Consider the following 18,352-nt stretch of genomic DNA (forward strand, 5'->3'; position numbering starts at 1 on the left):
CCTGAGCGCCCCGTCCCTGGACGCTGCGGGACAGGGACGGGGCGCTTCCCGCACTTAGAGGTTGCACAATGGAATTATTCATTCAACTGGTCATCAACGGCCTGTTGCTGGGCGGCGCATACACGATCATCAGCCTGGGGCTGACGCTCATCTTCGGTGTCGTGCGCGTCGTGAACTTCGCGCATGGCGAGTTCCTGATGATCGGCATGTACATGGTCTATCTGATCGCGGCGCAGTTTGGCGTCCACCCCTACGCGGGTCTGATTCCGGTGGCCGTCATTCTGTTCGCGCTGGGCGCGCTGACGCAGAAGGGCATCATCCAGCCGCTGCTTCATGCTGATCAACACATCCAGATCTTCGCCACGGTGGGCGTGTCCACCATCCTGCTGAACCTGGCGCTTGTGATCTTCGGCGCAAACGTCTATCGCGCGCCGGTCGAACTGGGCACCAACGCCATCGAATTCGGTCCGTTCTCGATGGTTACGGGCCAGCTCGTCACGTTCGTCATCGGCCTGACGCTGGCCGTGCTGCTGCACCTGTTCATGCATCGCACCTACCTGGGCCGCGCGCTGCGGGCCGTGGCGCAGCACCGCTACGCCGCCACGCTGATGGGCGTGAACGTCAACAACGTCTACGCCATCGCCTTCGGGCTGGGCACGGCCTTCGTCGGCATCGCCGCGGGGTTGCTGGCGCCGCAGTATCCGGTGTTCCCCACGGTGGGCACCTACTTCGTGCTGACCGCGTTCGTGATCGTGGTGCTGGGCGGCCTGGGCAGCCTGTATGGCGCCGTCGCCGGCTCGATGATCATCGGCATCGTCGACACGCTGGCGGGTTTCTACATCGCGCCCGACCTGAAGGAGGTCGTCTATTTCGGGATCTTCCTCTTGATCCTTGTCCTGAAGCCGAACGGTCTGTTCGGTGTCGGTACAGAGTGACCAGAACAACAAGGAGCAAGACGTGTTTCCCGACTTTCGACACCCCAAAGCCTACGTCAGCCTCATCCTGCTGATCACGATGTTCCTCGTGCCCGTCGTCATGGGCACGCCCTTCTGGACCAACCTCTTCGTTCTGCTGTTCGTGTTTTCGGCGCTGTCCGTCGCGTGGAACATCGTGGGCGGCTATGCCGGCCAGTTGTCCCTCGGCCACGCGGTGTTCTACGGCATCGGCGGCTACACGGCCACGCTGTTGACGCAGAACTTCGGCATCTCGCCGTGGATCGGCATGTTCGCAGGTGCAGCCATTTCCGCGGCCGTGGCCATCCTGATCAGCTATCCCACGCTGCGCCTGCGCGGCCCCTTCTTTGCGCTGGCGACCATCGCCATCCTGGAAGTGGTGCGCCTCCTGGTCATCCACGAGGAAAGCTGGACAGGCGGCTCAAGCGGCATCAGCCTGCCCTTGAACATCGGCTGGGCGTGGATCGTGTTCCGCGAGAAGATCAACTACGTCATCATCGCGTTCGGCCTGTTCGTGATGGTGACCTGGGTCTCGTGGTACATCCGCAAGTCGCGCATCGGGCATTACCTGATCGCGATCCGCGAACGCGAGGATGCCGCGCTGGCCGTGGGCATCCACACCGTGCGCGTGAAGATCATTGCGGCTGTGGTCTCGGCCGTGCTGACCAGCATCATCGGCACGTTCCACATCACCTACCTGACCTTCGTCGATCCCAGCTCCGCGTTCTCGCTGGAGCTGTCCATCCAGGTCGCGATGTTTGCGCTGATCGGCGGGTTGGGCACGGTGTCTGGCCCGATCGCGGGCACCTTCCTGGTGCTGCCGATCGCGGAACTGGCGCGTGGCTGGCTCAGCAGCGTCGGCAACGGCATGCACGGCCTGATCTACGGCCTGATCCTGGTTGCTGTGGTGCTGACCATTCCGCGCGGTCTGGCGGGCGCCTTCGGCCCGTTCATCGAGCGCATGCTGGCGCGCCTGCCCTACCTGGGCACGCCGCCGGCCAAGCTCAAATTGGCCGATGAGATCCGCATGCGCAATGCCACCCGCAGCGAGCAGCCCGTCCTGAAGGCGGAGGGCTTGTTCAAGAGCTTCGGCGGCCTGCGCGCCACCAACGACGTATCGCTGACGCTGAACGAGCACGAGATCCTGGGCATGATCGGGCCAAACGGCGCGGGCAAGACCACGGTGTTCAACCTGCTGTCGGGATTTCTGTCGCCCGACAAGGGCGACATCACGATGCGCGACGCGCAAGGCAACTGGGTAACGTGCAAGACGCCCGACGCCTTCGCGCACAAGGGCCTGGGCCGCACGTTCCAGATCGCCAAGCCGTTCACGGGACTGACGGTGCTGGAAAACATCATGCTGGGCGCCTTCATCCACACCTCGGACCGCGACGAAGCCGAGCAGATCGCGCTGAAGGTGGCCGAGCAGACCGATCTGGTGAAGTACCTGAACACCGAGGCGCGCAGCCTGACCGTGGGCGGCATGAAGCGTCTGGAAGTGGCGCGTGCGCTGGCGATCAAGCCGCGCATCCTGCTGCTGGATGAAGTGATGGCGGGCCTGAACCCCACGGACATCGAGAAATCCATCCAGATGATCCGGCGCATCCGCGATTCGGGTGTTTCTGTGCTGCTGATCGAACACATGATGCAGGCCACGATGGCGCTGTCCGACCGCATCATCGTCCTGAACGAAGGCGGCGTACTGGTCAGCGGCGCGCCGAAGGACGTGGTCGAGAACCCGGCCGTCATCGAAGCCTATCTGGGCAAGGAGTATCAGGATGCTTAAGGTGTCGAATCTGACGTCGGGCTATGGCAAGAGCCAGGTGCTCAACGGCCTGAATTTCGAGGTGAACGCGGGCGAGATCGTCACGCTGATCGGCGCCAACGGCGCGGGCAAGACGACCACGCTCAAGACGCTGTGCGGCGTGATCGCCGCCACGCAGGGCAAAGTGGAATTCGAAGGCCAGGACCTGACGAACCGCGAACCCTACGACATCGTGGATGCCGGGATCACCATGATTCCCGAAGGCCGCCAGCTCTTTCCGCACTTCACCGTGCGGGACAACCTGCTTATGGGCTCGTACAAGCGCGCGGCGCGGCCGATTGTCGAGCGCAAGCTGGACGAGGTGCTGCGCATTTTCCCGCGCGTGAAAGAACGGTTGAGCCAGTACGCCGGATCGCTGTCGGGCGGCGAGCAGCAGATGGTGGCGATTGCGCGCGGCATGATGGCGGATCCCAAGCTGCTGGTGTTCGACGAACCGTCGCTGGGGTTGTCCCCGCTGCTGGTGCAGCAGATGTTCGACATCATCCGCGACGTCACCTCGCACGGCGTGACGGTGCTGCTGGTGGAGCAGAACGTGTTCCGCACGCTGCGTCTGGCGGATCGCGGCTATGTGCTGGAAAACGGCGCGATCGTGCGCACGGGCACGGGCGCGGAACTGCTCAGCGACCCTCACGTCAAGAAGGCCTATCTGGGCCACTGAAATTCAAGGACGAACGTCTCATGTCTTTACGCTGCACATTCATCGACCACGGCAAGGGCGGCGCGCCCGACTGCATGCGCATCGCCGAACGCGACATGGAAGCGCCCACGGGCCGTCAGGTGCTGATCGAAGTGGCCTACGCGGGCGTCAACCGCCCGGACGTGCTGCAACGCTCGGGGTCCTATCCCCCGCCCCCGGGCGCCTCGCCCTATCTGGGCCTGGAAGTCTCGGGCACGATCGTGGCGGCCGGTCCCGAGGTGCAAGGCTTGAAGGCCGGCGACCCGGTCTGCGCGCTGACGCCGGGCGGCGGCTATGCCCAGTATTGCCTGGCCGACGAGCGCCATTGCCTGCCGGTGCCGCGCGGTCTGGATCTGCTGACCGCCGCTGCCATTCCCGAAAACTACTTCACCGTCTGGACCAACGTGTTCGACCGCGCGCGCCTGGCCGCGGGCGAAAAGTTTCTCGTCCACGGTGGCTCCAGCGGTATCGGCTTGACGGCGATCCAGCTTGCGCGCGCATTCGGCGCGGAAGTCTGGACCACCGTCGGCAACGCAGAGAAAGCGGTCGCCTGCCTGAAGGCCGGCGCGCATCATGCCGTGCAGTACCGCGACGCGGACTTCGAGGCCGCCGTGCGCGAAGGCACGGGCAAGGCCGGCGTCGACGTGATCCTGGACATGGTGGGCGGCGCCTACATCAACAAGAACCTGCGGTTGCTGGCCCTGAACGGGCGGCTGGTGCAGATTGCCTTCCTGGAGGGCAGCAAGGCTGAGATCGACGCGCTGCCCATCATGACCAAGCGCCTGCAATTCACCGGGTCCACGCTGCGCCCGCGGTCCGACGAGGACAAGGGCGCCATCGCGCAATCGCTGGCGCAGAAGGTGCTGCCGCTCATGGAGCAGGGAAAGTGCCTGCCCCTGATCCACGAGGTCTTCCCGCTGGCCGAGGCCGCGCGGGCTCACGCGCTGATGGAAAGCAGCAAGCACATCGGCAAGATCATGCTGCAGGTGCGGCCATGAGCGCGCGCTTTGGCGACCAGACCATCATCGTCACGGGCGCGGTCGGCGGCATCGGCTCGGCGATCGTCGAGGCGTTCCTGGCCGAAGGCGGCCGCGTGGGTCTCGTCGACTTCAACGCGCAGGCCGGGCAGGCCGTTGAGAAGGAGCTCCAGAAGCGCGGTCATAGCGTGTGCTTCGTGCCCACCGATGTCGCGCATTTTGAGCAGTGCCAGGCGGCCTATGACCGCATCACGCGCGAGCTGGGCGCCGCGACCATTCTGGTCAACAACGTCGGCATCTCGCCCAAGACGAACGGCCGCGCGCTGAAGGTCTGGGAGATGCCGCCGGCGGAGTGGAACAACGTCGTCTCGGTGAACTTGAACAGCGTGTTCTACATGACGCATCTGGCGACGCCCCACATGGTGCAGGCGCGGCAGGGGCGCGTCATCAACATGTCGTCGGTGGCCGGCAGGGCCTACTGCGATATCGTGGCGGCACATTATGCGGCCACCAAAGCGGGGCTGATCGGGCTGACGCGGCACTGGGCCGCGGAGCTCGGCGAGCATCAGGTGACCGTGAATGCGCTGGCGCCAGGCCGGATCAGCACACCGCTCTTGAAAAGCGTGCCGCAGGAGATCAACGACGCGGTGGCGGCCGTGACCGCGTTGCGGCGTCTAGGCACGCCCGAGGAAGTGGCGGACGCGTGCCTGTTCTTCGCGTCAGACCAGGCCAGGTTCGTGACTGGACAAGTGCTGGACGTGGCGGGTGGCTGGTTGATGACCTAGCGCGTAAACGTTCACGCAAAAAAGAGCCCATTCGATTGAACGGGCTTTTTCATGGGAGGGTTAAGGCAGAGCGTCAGGCCTGCACGCCCAAACGGTAAACCACGGTGTCCAGGCGGCTGACGCCCGCGGACTGGAACTTGGGTTCCTTGTCGAGGATGTCGCGGCGGTCGATGATGACGGCGGGCGACACGCCCGAGAAGATTGCCTGCACCTCGCTGTCGACCACGGAAAACGGCGGGCCGGCCATCTCTTCCTGCGGATAGTCCAGGGTGATGAGCAGGCCGCGATAGGACGGAGACAACTGCCCGTAGACGTGGCGAACGTAGCTTGCCCGCATCGCGTCCGGCAGCGCGACGAGCGCCGCGCGGTCATACACGCCCACGCAATGCGACAGCACCTGCGCATCCATCTTGAAGATGTCTCCGCAGACGATCTCGATGTTGCCGGCCACGTAATGCGTGCCGTATGCGGAGTCATGCTTGACTGGCCGCAATTCGTTTTCCGCGAAGAACTGCTCCACCGCAAGCTGCGAGAGCTCTGCGCCCAGCACCTGATGGCCCTGCGCGGCCAGCCACACCATGTCCAGCGACTTGCCGCAAAGCGGGACCAGCACTTTGCCGCCCTTGGGGACGTCAAGCGTTGGCCAATACTTCTGCAATAGCGGCGTGATCCGAGTCTGATGAAAATGCGTGCGCCCTTCGCGCCACCGTTCCAGCCAGAATTCCGCGTCCATGACTTGTCTGCTCCTCCTATGAGTATGTGTATGCGCGCTCGGGCATTGTAGTGCTGGTCTGAAAAGTCGGGCGTGGCCATCCCGCAAGCCCTTCGCCGTCGATGGTTCCGGTATCGTATGGGCCCCACATGACGTCAAGCGGCCCTTCTCATGCTTGCAGCCCTTCGCATTCGTCTTTTCTCGTCGTTGCTTCTCGCCAGCGTTCTGGCGGGCCAGCCGGCCCATGCCCAGGACGCGTCGCAGCTGGATGACGCCTACCTCGCGGAGCTGCGAGCCGAAAACGACGCGCTGCGTGCACGCATCCAGCAGTGGCCCCCTGCCCTGCAGGCGCAGAACGCGCAGGTTTCCGCGGCGCTGCGGACCGGCAATCGCCAGGAGGCGCAGCGCATCGCCGAAGACATGGCGCGGCAGGACCCCGCCAACGCCGACGTCAGGTTGTTCCTGGGAAAGCTGCAAGGTCAGCAAGGCAACATGGCGGCGGCGCTTGCGCTGTTCGAACAGTCCATCGCCTTGAATCCCGACAACAAATGGGCCTATGTCAACAAGGCGGGCGCGCAGGCCGAGCGCGCGGACCTGCACAACGCGCTGGCGACCACGCAGGCGCTGACCGCAAGATTTCCTGGCTGGAGCATCGGCTACAACCTGCAGGCGTCGATGCTCGACGCGTTGAACCGCCCGGACGAAGCGCTGGACGCGTTTGAGAAGGCGGTGCGCGCCAAGCCGGCCAGCGCACTGATTCTGACGAATCTTGGCAACCTGCAGCGCAGGCTTGGGCGTGTGGCGGACGCCCGCAAGTCCTATGAAGCCGCGCTACGTCTGCAGCCAGGCTACGCACTTACCGAAACCCAGTTGGCAAGCCTGCCCCAATAGGGCCAATGCGCCCGGAGACCCCATGAACCGTCGTCCCCTGCTGCTGATGCTGGGCAGCCTGATTGCCGCGCCACTGCGCGCCCTGGCTTCCCCCGCCCGCGATTCCATCGTTCGCCAGGTCTATGCGGCCCCGGACTCAAGCCTGGCCTATACCCCTCAGCATGCGGCCCTGATGCGCCTGCTGCGCGTGCAATGGATCCCGGTCGAATCCGGCGCGCCCGGCATCGATTTCGAGCAACCGCTGCTCGGCGGCGCCGATACGCTTACCACGGCTCGCGGCGCGCTGAAGACAACCGACGATGCACTGGCCATTCGGCGGCTCGCCGAAGTCTGCCGCCTGGTCCCGCGCTATGTGCAATCCATCGGCAGGCTGCAACCCGGCCGATATGCCGTGCCGGCCGAAATGCGCGAAGCCTTCGACTTTCCGGAAAGCGGCGTGGACGCGCAGGGCATCTTCAACCTGCGCAACGAGCACCTTGTCCTGCTGCGCGCGGCGGTCTGGCGCGAAGTGGATGAAGAGGCGCTGGGCGCGGTATTGCGCGAGGGGGACCGCTTCTGGCCCATGCCTTACACCGACGGCAAGCGTCCGTATGGGGACGCCAGCTATTACCAGATCGACATCGGCCAATTGCTGGGCGAACCCTATCCGCTGGACGCCAAGGGGTACGCCATCACAGACCCGGCCAAGGACGCCCGCCTCGAACGCCTGCACTATGAAACGCTGGCGGCGCTGCAGGTCTTCCTGAGCCATTCCGCTGCGGTCAAATCAAAGCGGTAGAGAGGGGCCGGCTAGGCGCGGCCGGCTAGGCGCGGTGCATGAAGCTGCGGATGTCGTCCAGGATCGGCACCGCGGCCAGCAGCATCAGCAATAGCGCCAATGGCCAGGTCGATCCAAAACCGAAATTGAAAAACGAATACGCGCCCGTCACGCCGCCCACGAAGAACAAGGTCACCATCAGGCTCAGCACGATAAGCTTGCCGCGGTCGGCCAGCACCCGCGGCATCGCCTGCGGGTCGCCCTTTGCGACGTTCCAGTAGAACAGCTTGCCGAGCTCGATGCCGATGTCGGTCACCATGCCCGTCACATGCGTGGTGCGGATTTCGGACCGGGACACCTTGGTGATCATCGCGTTCTGCAGGCCCATGATGTAGCAGAGCAGCATCACCGTGCCGGGCACGTAGAACCAGCGCAGCGTCTCCAGGTTGGAGCCCAGCAGGCCGAAGATCAGCAGCAGCACGGCCTCGAGCAGCAGCGGCAGCGCGTATTCGCTGGCCAGCCGGGACCTGCGTCCGAAGTTGATCAGAAAGGCCGAGCTGGCTGCCCCCGCCATGAACGACACCAGCGCCGCCAGCCCTTGCAGCACTACGATCACCCCGCCGAGCGCCATGTGGTCGGCCATCATGGACACGATGCCGGACATGTGGGAGGTGTACTGCTGGACCGCCAGAAATCCGCCCGCATTGACGGCGCCGGCGGTGAAGGTCAGCAGATAGGCAAGATGTCGATTGGCTTGCGGGCTGCGGCTGACAGCGGTCAGCCGGCGCAGATACGGGATGGTCACGCCTGTCCTTTCAAAACAAGAACGTGTTCACTGCGATTCGGAATGCCATTCTAGTCGCGGCGGCGGCGCGCCGATCAAGGCCTTGAAACCGGATAGTAAACACCGCCGAGCGCGCCGTTCAGGCCGCAATACGGCCGGCTGGCTGCGTCGGCGGCCCCGGCCGGCGGGTTTTCGGACAGCACGAGGCCGTATCCCTTGCGCGACAACGTCAGCGTCCAGCCCTCGGCGTCTACGGTCTCGACGACCACCGCATTGTTCTTGACCGCGCCCGCGCCGCGCACGTCGCACACCCAGCGGCCATTTTCCGGATGCGCAGCGGAGCCGTCGAATGCCAGGCTGCCATCCGGCTGCCGTTTGATCGAAATGCCACCGGCAAGGTTTTCCCAATCGCCTTCAAAGCCTTGACGGCGCTTGAGCACCAGCGACGACAGAAAGGCGTCGCGATACTTCAACCGGTCCGCCAGCTCCTTTTGCGGCGGATCGCTGCCGGGCGGCGACGCGTAGGCCTCGTCCCGCACCTTGACGAACCAGCGCTGGTCTTCCGACAGGGCCTTGCCCGTCGCCGGGTCGAAGGTCATTCTGGCCTTGCCGAAGTGTCGTGCAATGCTGGCATCCTGCTCGGCCAACCCGCCATCGGCGCAGATCGCCTTCTCGACAGCCGTCCGGGCCCTGGCGCAATCGAACGATGGCTTGCCGGCGGCCCAAGCCGCCGGACTGCACAGCACGATCGACAGCGCGAACCCGGCGGCAAGACGATTCACAGGGCAAACTCCCGCAGATTCGCGACCCGCGCCGCCAGGCCGTCCGCGCCCAGATAGTGGCCCAGCTTGCCGGCGCGCACGCGCTTGAGGTCTTCCTGGTAGCGGGTGGCCATCGAATCGCGGACCTGCGCGTACGCCTCGGCAATGCCTTCGCCGCAGGCTTGGGCAACGAGACGCGCGGCGTCGGGCGATCCGCACGCGACGCAGCGCGCGACGCCCAGCGCGTCGGCTTCGGCGCCGCGCGCCAGCAATGCGGCGACCAGTGCGGCGGGCGGCTCGCGGTCGAAGCGATGAATGGCGGTGGGGCTGACCGGCGCGCCCGCATCCAACAGCGCCTGCGCCGCCGCGTGCGCGTGCTGCATCAAGGCCACGTCCAGCGCCTGGGCGCTGCCTCGCAGCGGCGCATCCAGGCGCACGCCCTGCGCCGACAGACGTCGCACGAGGGCGGCGTCGTCGTTCGACAACGCGTGCTGCAAGGCCAGCGCGGCCAGGCCAGGCTTGGCGGCCAGTGTGCCGTCCTCGAGCGGGCCCCGCCAGTCCACCAGTGCCTGCCGGTAGAAGATGGCCACGCGGTCCGCCAGCGACTGCGGCATGCCGTGATCCGACACGCGCTCATCCAGATACTCCAACACGCGCAAGCCCGTGCTGTCCTCGTCTTCCTCGGGATCGGTTTCCAGGCACAGCGCGGCAAACGCGGCATGCAGGTCCGGCGCGATGGTCGCGATGCCGTCCTGCTGCAAGGCGTGCGTCCAGCCGGGCAGGCCCTGTTTCCACGCGACTATGCTGCCCGCGCGCGGCCCCGGTTCCATGGCGACGTAGATGCGGTCGCAGTATTCGAAGCCGCCTATCGGCAGATAGCGCAGCTTTCCATTCCACGTCGCACCGTCCTCGGCGGCGGCTTCCTCGGCGCACTCCTGCTCGTGCTCGATCCAGCCTTGCAGGTCCCGGTACTGGTCGCTGCCGTCGTAGAACAGCTCGGACCAGCTCAGGGCCTCTTCGTTGCCGTCCATCTGTGCGCGCAGGTCGTAGGCCAGTTCGCCCCCTGCGGTAAGCCGCCACAGGTCGAGCAACGCCGGCGGCAGCGGCCCCTCGCATAGGGCTTCGATCTCGGCAATGCGGGCGTCGGACATCGGAGGCTGCACATCGATCAGAAGGCGGTCGGCAAACACCGCGATGCCGTGCTCACGCAACGCCAGCAGTTCGTCAGACGTGAAAAACTCGCTCATGTTGAAACTTCAAGGGTGGAGACCGGTGCGATTTTACTAGCCGGGGGTGAAGAATCACCGCGCTAAGATGGCCGACCGCCGTTGGCGTACGGAGTTTGCCCTTGGCCTTCCACACGAGAATGCATGACGCCTGGCTGGTGCGGACCGGCGCTGGCGCGCCGGTCCCCCCATGAACGCCGTTCGCGTCAGACCGCGCCGGCGTCGCGCAATTGCTGGCGCCGGTATTCGCCTTGGCGCACGTGCATCCAGCCCGGGTATTCCGGCGGCAGCGCGCTGACCTTGTCCAACGCAGCCAGTTCGTCCTGCGTCAACCGGATATCCGTGGCGGCCAGATTGTCCTCCAGTTGATCCACGCGCTTGGCGCCGATGATGACGCTGGTGACGACCTGCTGGTGCAGCAGCCAGGCCAGCGCCACCTGCGCCACCGACACGCCGCGCGCGTCTGCGATCTGCCGCAGCGCATCGATGCTGTCGTAGGCACGGTCCCGGTTCACCGGCGGGAAATCGAACGCCACACGGCGGCTGCCCGCCTCGGCCTCGCCATCGCGGCTGTACTTGCCGCTGAGCAGGCCGCCGGCCAGCGGGCTCCACACCATCAGCCCGACGCCCTCGCTCTGCAGCATGGGAACCAGTTCGCGCTCCAGATCGCGGCCGGCGATGGTGTAGTAGGCCTGCAGCGACTCAAAGCGCGCCAACCCCAGGCGTTCCGCAATGCCAAGCGCCTTCATGATCTGCCACGCGGCCCAGTTCGACACGCCGATGTAGCGCACGTGGCCATGCTGCACCAGCGTGTCCAGCGCCCGCAGGGTTTCCTCGACCGGCGTGGCGGGGTCGAAGCCATGGATCTGATACAGGTCGATGTGGTCAAGCTGCAAGCGGGACAGGCTCTTCTTGACGCCATCCAGGATGTGCACGCGCGAATTGCCGCGGGCATTGACGCCGGCGCCCGTCTGCCCGAAGACCTTCGTCGCGATCACGACGTCTTCACGCGGGATCTTCAGGTCGCGCAAGGCTTGGCCCGTGATGATTTCCGAGCGGCCTTCGGAGTACACGTCCGCCGTGTCGATGAAATTGACGCCCGCCTCCAGTGCGCGTCCCACCAGCCGGTTGGCGTCTTCCTGCTGCAGGCTGCCGATCTTGCTCCAGAGCTCGCCTTCGCCGCCGAAGGTCATGGTGCCCAGGCAAAGCTCCGAGACAAACAGGCCCGTGCTGCCGAATTTCTTGTATCGCATGTGTGCTCCTTCAGGGGCTGGCGGGCGCGCCGGTTTCCGAAGTGGAAAGCCGCTGCGGCAGCCTGCCGGGGTGCGGACAGTATGCGTCCGGCAGGCCACGCGCACGCTGCTCGATCCTGCCCTTTTTTTGCCTGATTCTCCGGCGCGGCGCACGAACCAGAGCGACACGTCGTTTTCTCCGGAATTCCTGCCTAATCCTCCATTCCCCTGCGCCGGCCAACGCGAACCGCGCAAGATGGCAATACACTGGCGAACACCCAATCCTCCGCCGCCGTCGCCCATCAGGTTTACAGGCGGCGCGCCCCCGGGAGCCCCTCGATGTCCCTGATTCCTGCCCGATCCCTCGCGCCCGCCAGCGCCGCCCAAGACGCCGCCTGCGAACTGGCGCGGTCCGAGCTGCTCTGCACGCTGGAGCGCATGACCGGCAACCTGGAAGGGGCGCTGGATACTCCCATCGAAGGCCTGTACCTCCACCGGCTGTCCCAGCCTTCGGGCGCCAAACCGGGCCTGCAGAAGGCGGCGCTGGCGGTCATCGCGCAGGGGTCGAAGCGCATTTTCATCGGCGACGAGACCTACGAATACGATCCCTTCCACTTCCTGATCTCGTCAGTGGATCTGCCCGTGGTGGCCAAGGTGTCGGTCGCCAGTCCGACGCTGCCCTATCTGGGCTTGCGGCTGGATCTGACCCCCGAAGAGATCACCGCGCTGATCAGCGACGCGAACTTGCCTCCCCTGGTTCCGGCCGAAGCCTCACGTGCGCTTTGCATCAATCCGCTGGGCAGCACGCTGCTGGACGTGGTGCTGCGCCTGCTGCGGCTGCTGGACACGCCGCGGGACATTCCGATCCTGGCGCCCATGATCAAGCGCGAATTGCTGTACCGTCTGCTGATGAACGGCCAGGGCGTCGTGCTGCGCCAGACGGTGCTGCAGGACAGCCAGCTCAACCGCGTGGCCAAGGCGATCCGCATCCTGCGCGACAACTTCGCCCAGCCGTTGCGGGTGGAAGAGATTGCGCGCGACGTCCACATGAGTGTGTCGTCGCTGCACCATCATTTCAAGCAGGCCACGGCCATGAGTCCGCTGCAGTATCAGAAGCACCTGCGGCTGCAGGAGGCGCGGCGGCTGATGTTGACGGACGATGCCGGCGTGGCGCTGGCCGCGCATGCCGTGGGCTACGAGAGTTCATCGCAGTTCAGCCGCGAGTACAGCCGTCTGTTCGGCGCGCCGCCGCTGCGCGACAAGCAGCGCTGGAAGGACGAGACGGCGCTGGCCGCCTGAGGACAGTGCAATACGCCGGCCTTGGCGGGTATTTCTACGCTTCGAAGACGATCCGCATTCCGGGCAGGCCAAGCCCGTCAAGCTCGGTGTGCCAAGTCTCGCCGGCATGCACGGGGTAGGCACGCGTCAGCGTGCCGGTGGTGACCAGCTCCCCGGCCTGGATCGCGTCGGTTGCCGCACGGTCCGCCACCACTTCAATCAGATGCGCCAGCGCCGCCACCGGGTTTCCCAGCACATTCGCGCCGCAACCGGTCTCGCGCAGCTCGCCATTGCAGGACAATGCCACCTGGAAGCGCTGCAACCGGTCGGTCACGTCTGACCCGAGTTCCGCAGGTTCAGCACGCGCGCCAATGAACAGCGCGGCGTGCAGCGCGTTGTCCGCCACCGTATCGGCCGCCTGGAACTGCCACGCCGGAAAATGCGATTGGACCAGCTCGAACCCGTGCGCGATCCAGTCCACGCAGGCCAGAATCTTCGTCAGGTCGCGCGTTTGCGGCGGTGCGGTGTGAAAGTGCAGCACGATTTCGGGCTCGATGCGCGGCTCGGCATATGGCGCGAGCCGGCAGCGGACCTCGCCGCTGTCGTCCTGCAACAGGGTGTGCGCGTAGACGCGCCCCCAGACCGGAAAGTCCACGCCCAGCGCCGCCCACATCGTGGGATTGGTGAAGCCGATCTTTCGTCCGACAGGCTGCGCGCCTTGCGCCACGCGCATCTCGTGGACTTTGGCCGCCACGTCGTAGGCCTGTGCCAGACTGAAGCCAGGGTGCCTTGCCGTCAACGGCGCAATGGACGCGGCGTGGTCCTGCGCCGCCTTCATTTCCCGCGCAAGCGCGAGCGGATCGATGGACATGGACTCTCCTCCCTTCTTCTTGTGGGTAATGCCGACTTTATAGGGAATCGGCGCCGCGCGCCGGTAATATGCTCGGCCGGCCCACCGACAACCCACGAGGACTCTGCATGCACGACCTGAATGACCTTTATTACTTCGTCGAGGTCGTCAAACACGGCGGTTTCGCGCCGGCCGGCCGAGCGCTGGGCATCCCGAAGTCGCGCCTCAGCCGCCGCATCGCCCTGCTGGAAGAACGCCTTGGCGTGCGTCTGATCCAGCGCTCCACTCGCACGTTCGCGGTGACCGAACTGGGCCAGGAATACTACGACCAATGCCTGGCGATGCTGGCGGGCGCCGAAGCCGCGCAGGATGTCATCGACCGCACGCACGCCGAACCGCAAGGCACCATCCGCATCGCCGCACCGCCCGCGCTCATCTACTACTTCCTAGGCGACGTGGTGGCGCGCTTCATGGAACAGTGCCCCAAGGTGAACGTCTACCTGAAAAGCTTCAGCCGCCCCGTGGACGTGCTGCGCGAAGGCTTCGACCTGGCGGTGCGCGTGCGCTTCGGCCCCATCGAAAGCAGCGACCTGGTCATGAAAAACCTGGGCTTGAGCTGCCAGAGCCTGGTCGCCAGCCCCGCGCTGGCTCGCACACTGCCCGATCCCGCCGACCTGCAGCACATCAGCCGGCAGCCGACGATGGCGCTCGGGACCGAGCAGCGGGAATGCCAATGGCGCCTGATGGGTCCGGACAACGCGCGCCTCGCGGTGCCTTTCATGCCCCGGCTCGTCACGGACGACATGCTGGCGCTGAAGCAGGCCGCGCTGCGGGGCGTGGGCGTCGTCGCCCTACCGCTCCTGATGATCCGCGAGGAGCTTGACGCAGGCACGCTGGTGCCCGTGGGCGCGCCCTGGCAACCCGAGCCCGGCAGCGTGCATGCCGTGTTTCCGTCGCGCCGGGGCCTGCTGCCCGCCGTGCGGGAACTGTTGGACTTCATGGGAGAGGCGTATCGTGAAAACGCGCGCTGCGAAGCCGCAACCCAGACGCGCCACGGTATCCCTACCCTGCAACCCGTCCACACGCTGTCCGATAAATAGAACGCTGAGGTTTGAAATACCCGTCTACCGGCGCGATCGTCCTGAAATTATTATTCTTCCTACGCACTCAGCGTTGCACAAAACACCGCGCAACACCGCGCACAACCTGAATAGACCAAGGAATCATCCATGACCCGCCCTTACGTTAAGCTCGACAAGTCCCAAGCCGCCGTTCTGCTGGTGGATCACCAAGCCGGCCTCCTGTCCCTGGTGCGCGACTTCCAACCCGACCAATTCAAGAACAACGTGCTGGCCCTGGCTGACCTGGCCGAATACTTCAAGCTCCCGACCATCCTGACGACCAGTTTCGAAGACGGCCCCAACGGCCCGCTGGTCCAGGAACTGAAGGACAAGTTCCCCGACGCTCCCTACATCGCCCGCCCCGGCAACATCAACGCCTGGGACAACGAAGACTTCGTCAAGGCCGTCAAGGCCACCGGCAAGAAGCAACTGATCATCGCCGGCGTCGTCACCGAAGTCTGCGTCGCCTTCCCCGTGTTGTCGGCTATCGAAGAAGGTTTTGACGTGTTCGTCGTGACCGATGCCTCGGGCACCTTCAACGAAGTGACGCGTGACGCCGCATGGCGCCGCATGGAACAGGCCGGCGCGCAACTGATGTCGTGGTTCGGCGTGGCATGCGAACTGCACCGCGACTGGCGCAACGACGTGGAAGGCCTGGGCACCCTGTTCGCCAACCACATCCCCGACTACCGCAACCTGATGGCCTCGTATTCGGCCTTCAAGGCGGCCAAGTAAGGTTGCCGCGCGGCCGGCTTGCCGGCCAGACCACGCTGAGACAGCGGTGAAAAAAGGCCCTGGCTACTGCCAGGGCCTTTGTCATCTCCGCTTGCGGGAGAAGGGATACGCCTGCTGCGCCAGGAATGTCCCCGGCATGTCGTTGTCCAGGATCCCGTAGTTCTGCGGCAACCGGTTGCCTGCGCCGCGCACCGCGGTGCCGAACAGATAGTCGATGAAGGAAAAGTGCGCCGCGTAGTTCTTGTCGATCGCCTCGGTGTCGGACGAGTGATGCCAGTGATGGAAGTCCGGCGTCACGATGATGTAGCGCAGCCAACCCCACGGCAGCTTTACGTTGGAATGAATCAGCACCGCCTGGAACCCCACGATGATGATGTAGGCGTCGAGCACCGCCTTCGAGAAGCCCAGCACGAACAGCACGCCCAGCACGGCCACGCGCGTGATCAGCAGTTCAACGATGTGCAGACGGGAGCCTGCCAGCCAATCCAGCGTGCGCGTGCTGTGATGCACCGCGTGGAAGCGCCACATGAACGGCACCTCGTGATAAATGCGGTGCGCGGCGTATTGCGCCAGGTCGGCAACCAAAACCGCCACGAACAGCTCCAGCAGATACGGCATAGACTGGATGGCCTGTTGCAGCGGCTCGTATGCAGCCCATGAAAACAGACGGTGAATGAAGAAGTTGATGCACAGCAGCACCGCTCCGACCGACAGGTGGTTGAACAGGAAGTGCTTCATGTCCACCTGCCACTCGCCGCGGAACACGGGCTGGCCGGGGTACAGCGGCGTCAGTTTTTCAAAGATGATGAAGACGGTACTGGACGCCAGCAGATCCAGGATGAACCAATCCAATCCCAGATACGGATGGCCGCCGGTGTTGGTGGCGTTGACCGCGACCTGGCTGCCGCCTGCGGCCACCGCGCAGCAGACCAGCACGAACGCGGAGATATTGAGCCAGCGCTGCCGCCCCAGCACGGTGTTGGCCAGCGCTATCGAGCCCGACACCAGCAGCGCACCGAACAGCAGCGTGCGCATGGCTTCCACCGAATAGAAGCTGCGCAACTCGGGCGTGGTTAGGTAAGCGGGGAAGTGAAACGCCAGCACGCCAAGCACTGACAGAATGGCCAAGAACAGCGCAATCACGCCGCTCATCATTCCCGTGCCGGGATGGATCCGGCCGTCCTGCTTGAAGAGATCCATCACTCTGCGATAGACCGGTGCGCGCTTGTTCATTGGGGATCTGGGACAGTCCAAGGGGAAGCGAGTGTATCGCCGGGGACAGATCATTCTGTAAAGAAACGTGAACGCGCACGACAGAATGGCTCATTTCTTGACGCCCTTGCGCAGGGTCAACGGCGGCCAGCGGCGGTTTGGTCCACAAGGTTGACAAGGCGATGGCGTTGGCGTGTCATGACCTTTGACGCTGATGATCGCGTCGTGCCAGGCGCATCGTCGGTCCCGTCAACCGGTTCCTCAAGAGGCCTTTATGTTCCCTGAATACCGCGAGCTGATTACCCAACTTAAGTCCGAAAACGCTCACTTTTCGGCGCTGTTCCAGCGGCATAACGATCTGGACCAGGAAATCCAGAACATGGAGGACGGCATCAAGCCGTCCTCGAGCGCCGCGATCGAGGTGCTTAAAAAAGAAAAACTGCACCTCAAAGACAAGCTCTACGGCCTGCTACGCGCGGCCGACCAGAACGGCCACGGCAAAAGCAACGGCAGCTGACCTGCCGCTCGGCGCGACCTACATCAGTTCCAGGCCCGCGCCCTTGACGACGGAGGCGTACTTTGTCATTTCCGAACGGAAGTACGCCACCGTCTTCTCTGGCGGCATCAGGACGATACGGTTGTTCTGCGTCGCCATCGCCTGCTTCACCTCCGGCGAATTGAACGCGCGCCCCAGCGCGTCATAGATGCGGCGCACGTCCGCCTCCGGCAGCTTTGCCGGACCAACCGCCGCGAACCACCCGCCGATCTCGTAGTCCGCCATCCCCTGCTCGCGCAGCGTCGGCAGGTCGGGCAACGCCGCCATGCGCTCGCCGCCACAGGCCCCCAGCGCCTTGAGCGCGCCGCTCTTGATCTGCGGCAGCACGGACGGCAGCGACAGCACGCCAAAGTCCACCTGCCCGCCGATCAGATCCGCCATCATCGGTCCCACACCCTTGTACGGGATGTGCCGCGCCTTTACGTCCGCTTGCTGCACGTACATTTCCGCGGCCAGGTGCAGGATCGTGCCGTTACCCGACGACGCGTAGTTGTAGCGGCCAGGCTGGCTTTTCAAGAGCGCGGTCAGCCCCTTGATGTCGTTCGCGGCAATCTTCTGCGGATTGGCGACCAATAGGAATGGCGTCATGCCCACCATGCTGATCGGCGTGATGTCGGCCAGCGGATCGAACGGCAGGCTCTTGTAGACGCTCGGGAAGATGACATGGTTGTTCGACACCATGCTGAGCGTGAAGCCATCGGGCGCCGATCGCACCAGCGCCGAGGTGCCCACGATGCCGCCCGCGCCCGGCTGGTTTTCGACCACGACGGTATGGCCCAGCGCGGTGGACAGCGCCGGCCCCGCCGCACGCGTGATCGTGTCCACGCCGGATCCCACGCCCACCGGCAAAATGAATTTCACCGGCCGGTCCGACTGCGCCCACGTCACGCCGGGCACGCCCAGCACGGCGGCGCCCAGCGCACCCAGAACCTGGCGGCGGCTCCAGCGCCCCCCCGCTCCTTGATTGCTCATGTCTGTCTCCTGATGGTTTTTGTATCGGCCGACTTGCGCGGCCGTTTAC

General features: G+C 64.9%; 18 protein-coding genes and 1 pseudogene. 11 read left to right on the plus strand and 8 right to left on the minus strand.

Features of this window, described 5'->3' with window-relative positions:
• The first annotated feature begins 68 nt into the window (after window positions 1–68).
• From RT697_RS12910 to RT697_RS12930, 5 genes are read left to right on the plus strand one after another with little or no spacing between them, the layout of a single operon-like run.
• Window positions 69–935, plus strand: coding sequence for a branched-chain amino acid ABC transporter permease (locus RT697_RS12910; protein WP_312435725.1), 867 nt, complete (start codon window positions 69–71; stop codon window positions 933–935).
• 22 nt (window positions 936–957) lie between these two features.
• Window positions 958–2,739: a branched-chain amino acid ABC transporter ATP-binding protein/permease gene (locus tag RT697_RS12915; RefSeq protein ID WP_313699335.1), complete on the plus strand. Its 1,782-nt coding sequence runs from the start codon at window positions 958–960 to the stop codon at window positions 2,737–2,739.
• Window positions 2,732–3,436: an ABC transporter ATP-binding protein gene (locus RT697_RS12920; protein WP_056570664.1), complete on the plus strand. Its 705-nt coding sequence runs from the start codon at window positions 2,732–2,734 to the stop codon at window positions 3,434–3,436. Before RT697_RS12915 ends, RT697_RS12920 begins: the two co-directional genes overlap by 8 nt.
• Window positions 3,437–3,456: 20 nt before the next feature.
• Window positions 3,457–4,452 carry an NAD(P)H-quinone oxidoreductase gene (locus tag RT697_RS12925; protein WP_313699336.1) on the plus strand — a complete coding sequence of 332 codons (996 nt, stop codon included), beginning with the start codon at window positions 3,457–3,459 and terminating at the stop codon, window positions 4,450–4,452.
• Complete coding sequence (locus tag RT697_RS12930) at window positions 4,449–5,216, plus strand: SDR family NAD(P)-dependent oxidoreductase (protein ID WP_313699338.1); 768 nt, start codon at window positions 4,449–4,451, stop codon at window positions 5,214–5,216. Before RT697_RS12925 ends, RT697_RS12930 begins: the two co-directional genes overlap by 4 nt.
• 73 nt (window positions 5,217–5,289) lie before the next feature.
• Here the strand turns inward: RT697_RS12930 and RT697_RS12935 are convergent, their stop codons facing one another.
• Entirely contained in the window at window positions 5,290–5,949 is a 660-nt protein-coding gene (locus tag RT697_RS12935) for a thiopurine S-methyltransferase (RefSeq protein WP_313699339.1), read from the minus strand.
• Window positions 5,950–6,099: 150 nt separating this feature from the next.
• Between RT697_RS12935 and RT697_RS12940 the strand changes: the two genes are divergently transcribed.
• On the plus strand, window positions 6,100–6,819 hold the full coding sequence (locus tag RT697_RS12940) for a tetratricopeptide repeat protein (protein ID WP_313699341.1): 720 nt from the start codon (window positions 6,100–6,102) through the stop codon (window positions 6,817–6,819).
• 22 nt (window positions 6,820–6,841) lie between these two features.
• Complete coding sequence (locus RT697_RS12945) at window positions 6,842–7,597, plus strand: hypothetical protein (RefSeq protein ID WP_313699343.1); 756 nt, start codon at window positions 6,842–6,844, stop codon at window positions 7,595–7,597.
• Between the two features lie 31 nt (window positions 7,598–7,628).
• On the opposite strand, the pseudogene RT697_RS12950 reads toward RT697_RS12945, so the two are convergent.
• From RT697_RS12950 to RT697_RS12965, 4 genes and pseudogenes are all read right to left on the minus strand, one after another.
• Window positions 7,629–8,381: pseudogene (locus RT697_RS12950) on the minus strand (YoaK family protein); the annotation flags it as partial.
• Window positions 8,382–8,455: 74 nt separating this feature from the next.
• Window positions 8,456–9,142: a hypothetical protein gene (locus RT697_RS12955; RefSeq protein ID WP_313699345.1), complete on the minus strand. Its 687-nt coding sequence runs from the start codon at window positions 9,140–9,142 to the stop codon at window positions 8,456–8,458.
• A complete protein-coding gene (locus RT697_RS12960) occupies window positions 9,139–10,368 on the minus strand; it encodes an SMI1/KNR4 family protein (protein WP_313699347.1) in 1,230 nt (409 codons plus the stop codon). Before RT697_RS12960 ends, RT697_RS12955 begins: the two co-directional genes overlap by 4 nt.
• A 185-nt stretch (window positions 10,369–10,553) precedes the next feature.
• Entirely contained in the window at window positions 10,554–11,600 is a 1,047-nt protein-coding gene (locus RT697_RS12965; protein WP_313699349.1) for an aldo/keto reductase, read from the minus strand.
• Between the two features lie 318 nt (window positions 11,601–11,918).
• Between RT697_RS12965 and RT697_RS12970 the strand changes: the two genes are divergently transcribed.
• Entirely contained in the window at window positions 11,919–12,878 is a 960-nt protein-coding gene (locus tag RT697_RS12970; protein WP_313699350.1) for an AraC family transcriptional regulator, read from the plus strand.
• Between the two features lie 34 nt (window positions 12,879–12,912).
• On the opposite strand, the gene RT697_RS12975 is transcribed toward RT697_RS12970, so the two are convergent.
• The gene (locus tag RT697_RS12975; protein ID WP_313699352.1) at window positions 12,913–13,728 is read right to left on the minus strand and encodes a fumarylacetoacetate hydrolase family protein; all 816 of its coding nucleotides are present in this window, start codon (window positions 13,726–13,728) and stop codon (window positions 12,913–12,915) included.
• A 107-nt stretch (window positions 13,729–13,835) separates the two neighbouring features.
• Between RT697_RS12975 and RT697_RS12980 the strand changes: the two genes are divergently transcribed.
• Together RT697_RS12980 and ycaC are read left to right on the plus strand one after the other, a co-directional pair.
• Window positions 13,836–14,807 carry a LysR substrate-binding domain-containing protein gene (locus RT697_RS12980; protein ID WP_313699354.1) on the plus strand — a complete coding sequence of 324 codons (972 nt, stop codon included), beginning with the start codon at window positions 13,836–13,838 and terminating at the stop codon, window positions 14,805–14,807.
• Between the two features lie 129 nt (window positions 14,808–14,936).
• On the plus strand, window positions 14,937–15,563 hold the full coding sequence (gene ycaC, locus RT697_RS12985) for an isochorismate family cysteine hydrolase YcaC (protein WP_056570984.1): 627 nt from the start codon (window positions 14,937–14,939) through the stop codon (window positions 15,561–15,563).
• A gap of 81 nt (window positions 15,564–15,644) precedes the next feature.
• On the opposite strand, the gene RT697_RS12990 is transcribed toward ycaC, so the two are convergent.
• Entirely contained in the window at window positions 15,645–16,796 is a 1,152-nt protein-coding gene (locus tag RT697_RS12990; RefSeq protein ID WP_313699355.1) for a sterol desaturase family protein, read from the minus strand.
• Window positions 16,797–17,049: 253 nt separating this feature from the next.
• On the opposite strand from RT697_RS12990, the gene RT697_RS12995 reads away from it, so the two are divergent.
• The gene (locus tag RT697_RS12995; protein ID WP_105240109.1) at window positions 17,050–17,292 is read left to right on the plus strand and encodes a YdcH family protein; all 243 of its coding nucleotides are present in this window, start codon (window positions 17,050–17,052) and stop codon (window positions 17,290–17,292) included.
• An 18-nt stretch (window positions 17,293–17,310) separates the two neighbouring features.
• Here the strand turns inward: RT697_RS12995 and RT697_RS13000 are convergent, their stop codons facing one another.
• On the minus strand, window positions 17,311–18,303 hold the full coding sequence (locus RT697_RS13000; protein WP_313699357.1) for a tripartite tricarboxylate transporter substrate binding protein: 993 nt from the start codon (window positions 18,301–18,303) through the stop codon (window positions 17,311–17,313).
• Between the last annotated feature and the right edge of the window lie 49 nt (window positions 18,304–18,352).

This window comes from Achromobacter sp., assembly GCF_032113835.1.
Lineage (GTDB): Bacteria > Pseudomonadota > Gammaproteobacteria > Burkholderiales > Burkholderiaceae_B > Achromobacter.

What these genes read in the sequence shown, in the direction of transcription:
- RT697_RS12965 (WP_313699349.1), bottom strand. Translation starts at nt 11,600, where the DNA reads ATGCGATACAAGAAATTCGGCAGCACGGGCCTGTTTGTCTCGGAGCTT.
- RT697_RS12940 (WP_313699341.1), top strand. Translation starts at nt 6,100, where the DNA reads ATGCTTGCAGCCCTTCGCATTCGTCTTTTCTCGTCGTTGCTTCTCGCC.
- ycaC (WP_056570984.1), top strand. Translation starts at nt 14,937, where the DNA reads ATGACCCGCCCTTACGTTAAGCTCGACAAGTCCCAAGCCGCCGTTCTG.
- RT697_RS12980 (WP_313699354.1), top strand. Translation starts at nt 13,836, where the DNA reads ATGCACGACCTGAATGACCTTTATTACTTCGTCGAGGTCGTCAAACAC.
- RT697_RS12945 (WP_313699343.1), top strand. Translation starts at nt 6,842, where the DNA reads ATGAACCGTCGTCCCCTGCTGCTGATGCTGGGCAGCCTGATTGCCGCG.
- RT697_RS12970 (WP_313699350.1), top strand. Translation starts at nt 11,919, where the DNA reads ATGTCCCTGATTCCTGCCCGATCCCTCGCGCCCGCCAGCGCCGCCCAA.
- RT697_RS12995 (WP_105240109.1), top strand. Translation starts at nt 17,050, where the DNA reads ATGTTCCCTGAATACCGCGAGCTGATTACCCAACTTAAGTCCGAAAAC.
- RT697_RS12975 (WP_313699352.1), bottom strand. Translation starts at nt 13,728, where the DNA reads ATGTCCATCGATCCGCTCGCGCTTGCGCGGGAAATGAAGGCGGCGCAG.
- RT697_RS12910 (WP_312435725.1), top strand. Translation starts at nt 69, where the DNA reads ATGGAATTATTCATTCAACTGGTCATCAACGGCCTGTTGCTGGGCGGC.
- RT697_RS12960 (WP_313699347.1), bottom strand. Translation starts at nt 10,368, where the DNA reads ATGAGCGAGTTTTTCACGTCTGACGAACTGCTGGCGTTGCGTGAGCAC.
- RT697_RS12925 (WP_313699336.1), top strand. Translation starts at nt 3,457, where the DNA reads ATGTCTTTACGCTGCACATTCATCGACCACGGCAAGGGCGGCGCGCCC.
- RT697_RS12990 (WP_313699355.1), bottom strand. Translation starts at nt 16,796, where the DNA reads ATGAACAAGCGCGCACCGGTCTATCGCAGAGTGATGGATCTCTTCAAG.
- RT697_RS12920 (WP_056570664.1), top strand. Translation starts at nt 2,732, where the DNA reads ATGCTTAAGGTGTCGAATCTGACGTCGGGCTATGGCAAGAGCCAGGTG.
- RT697_RS13000 (WP_313699357.1), bottom strand. Translation starts at nt 18,303, where the DNA reads ATGAGCAATCAAGGAGCGGGGGGGCGCTGGAGCCGCCGCCAGGTTCTG.
- RT697_RS12930 (WP_313699338.1), top strand. Translation starts at nt 4,449, where the DNA reads ATGAGCGCGCGCTTTGGCGACCAGACCATCATCGTCACGGGCGCGGTC.
- RT697_RS12935 (WP_313699339.1), bottom strand. Translation starts at nt 5,949, where the DNA reads ATGGACGCGGAATTCTGGCTGGAACGGTGGCGCGAAGGGCGCACGCAT.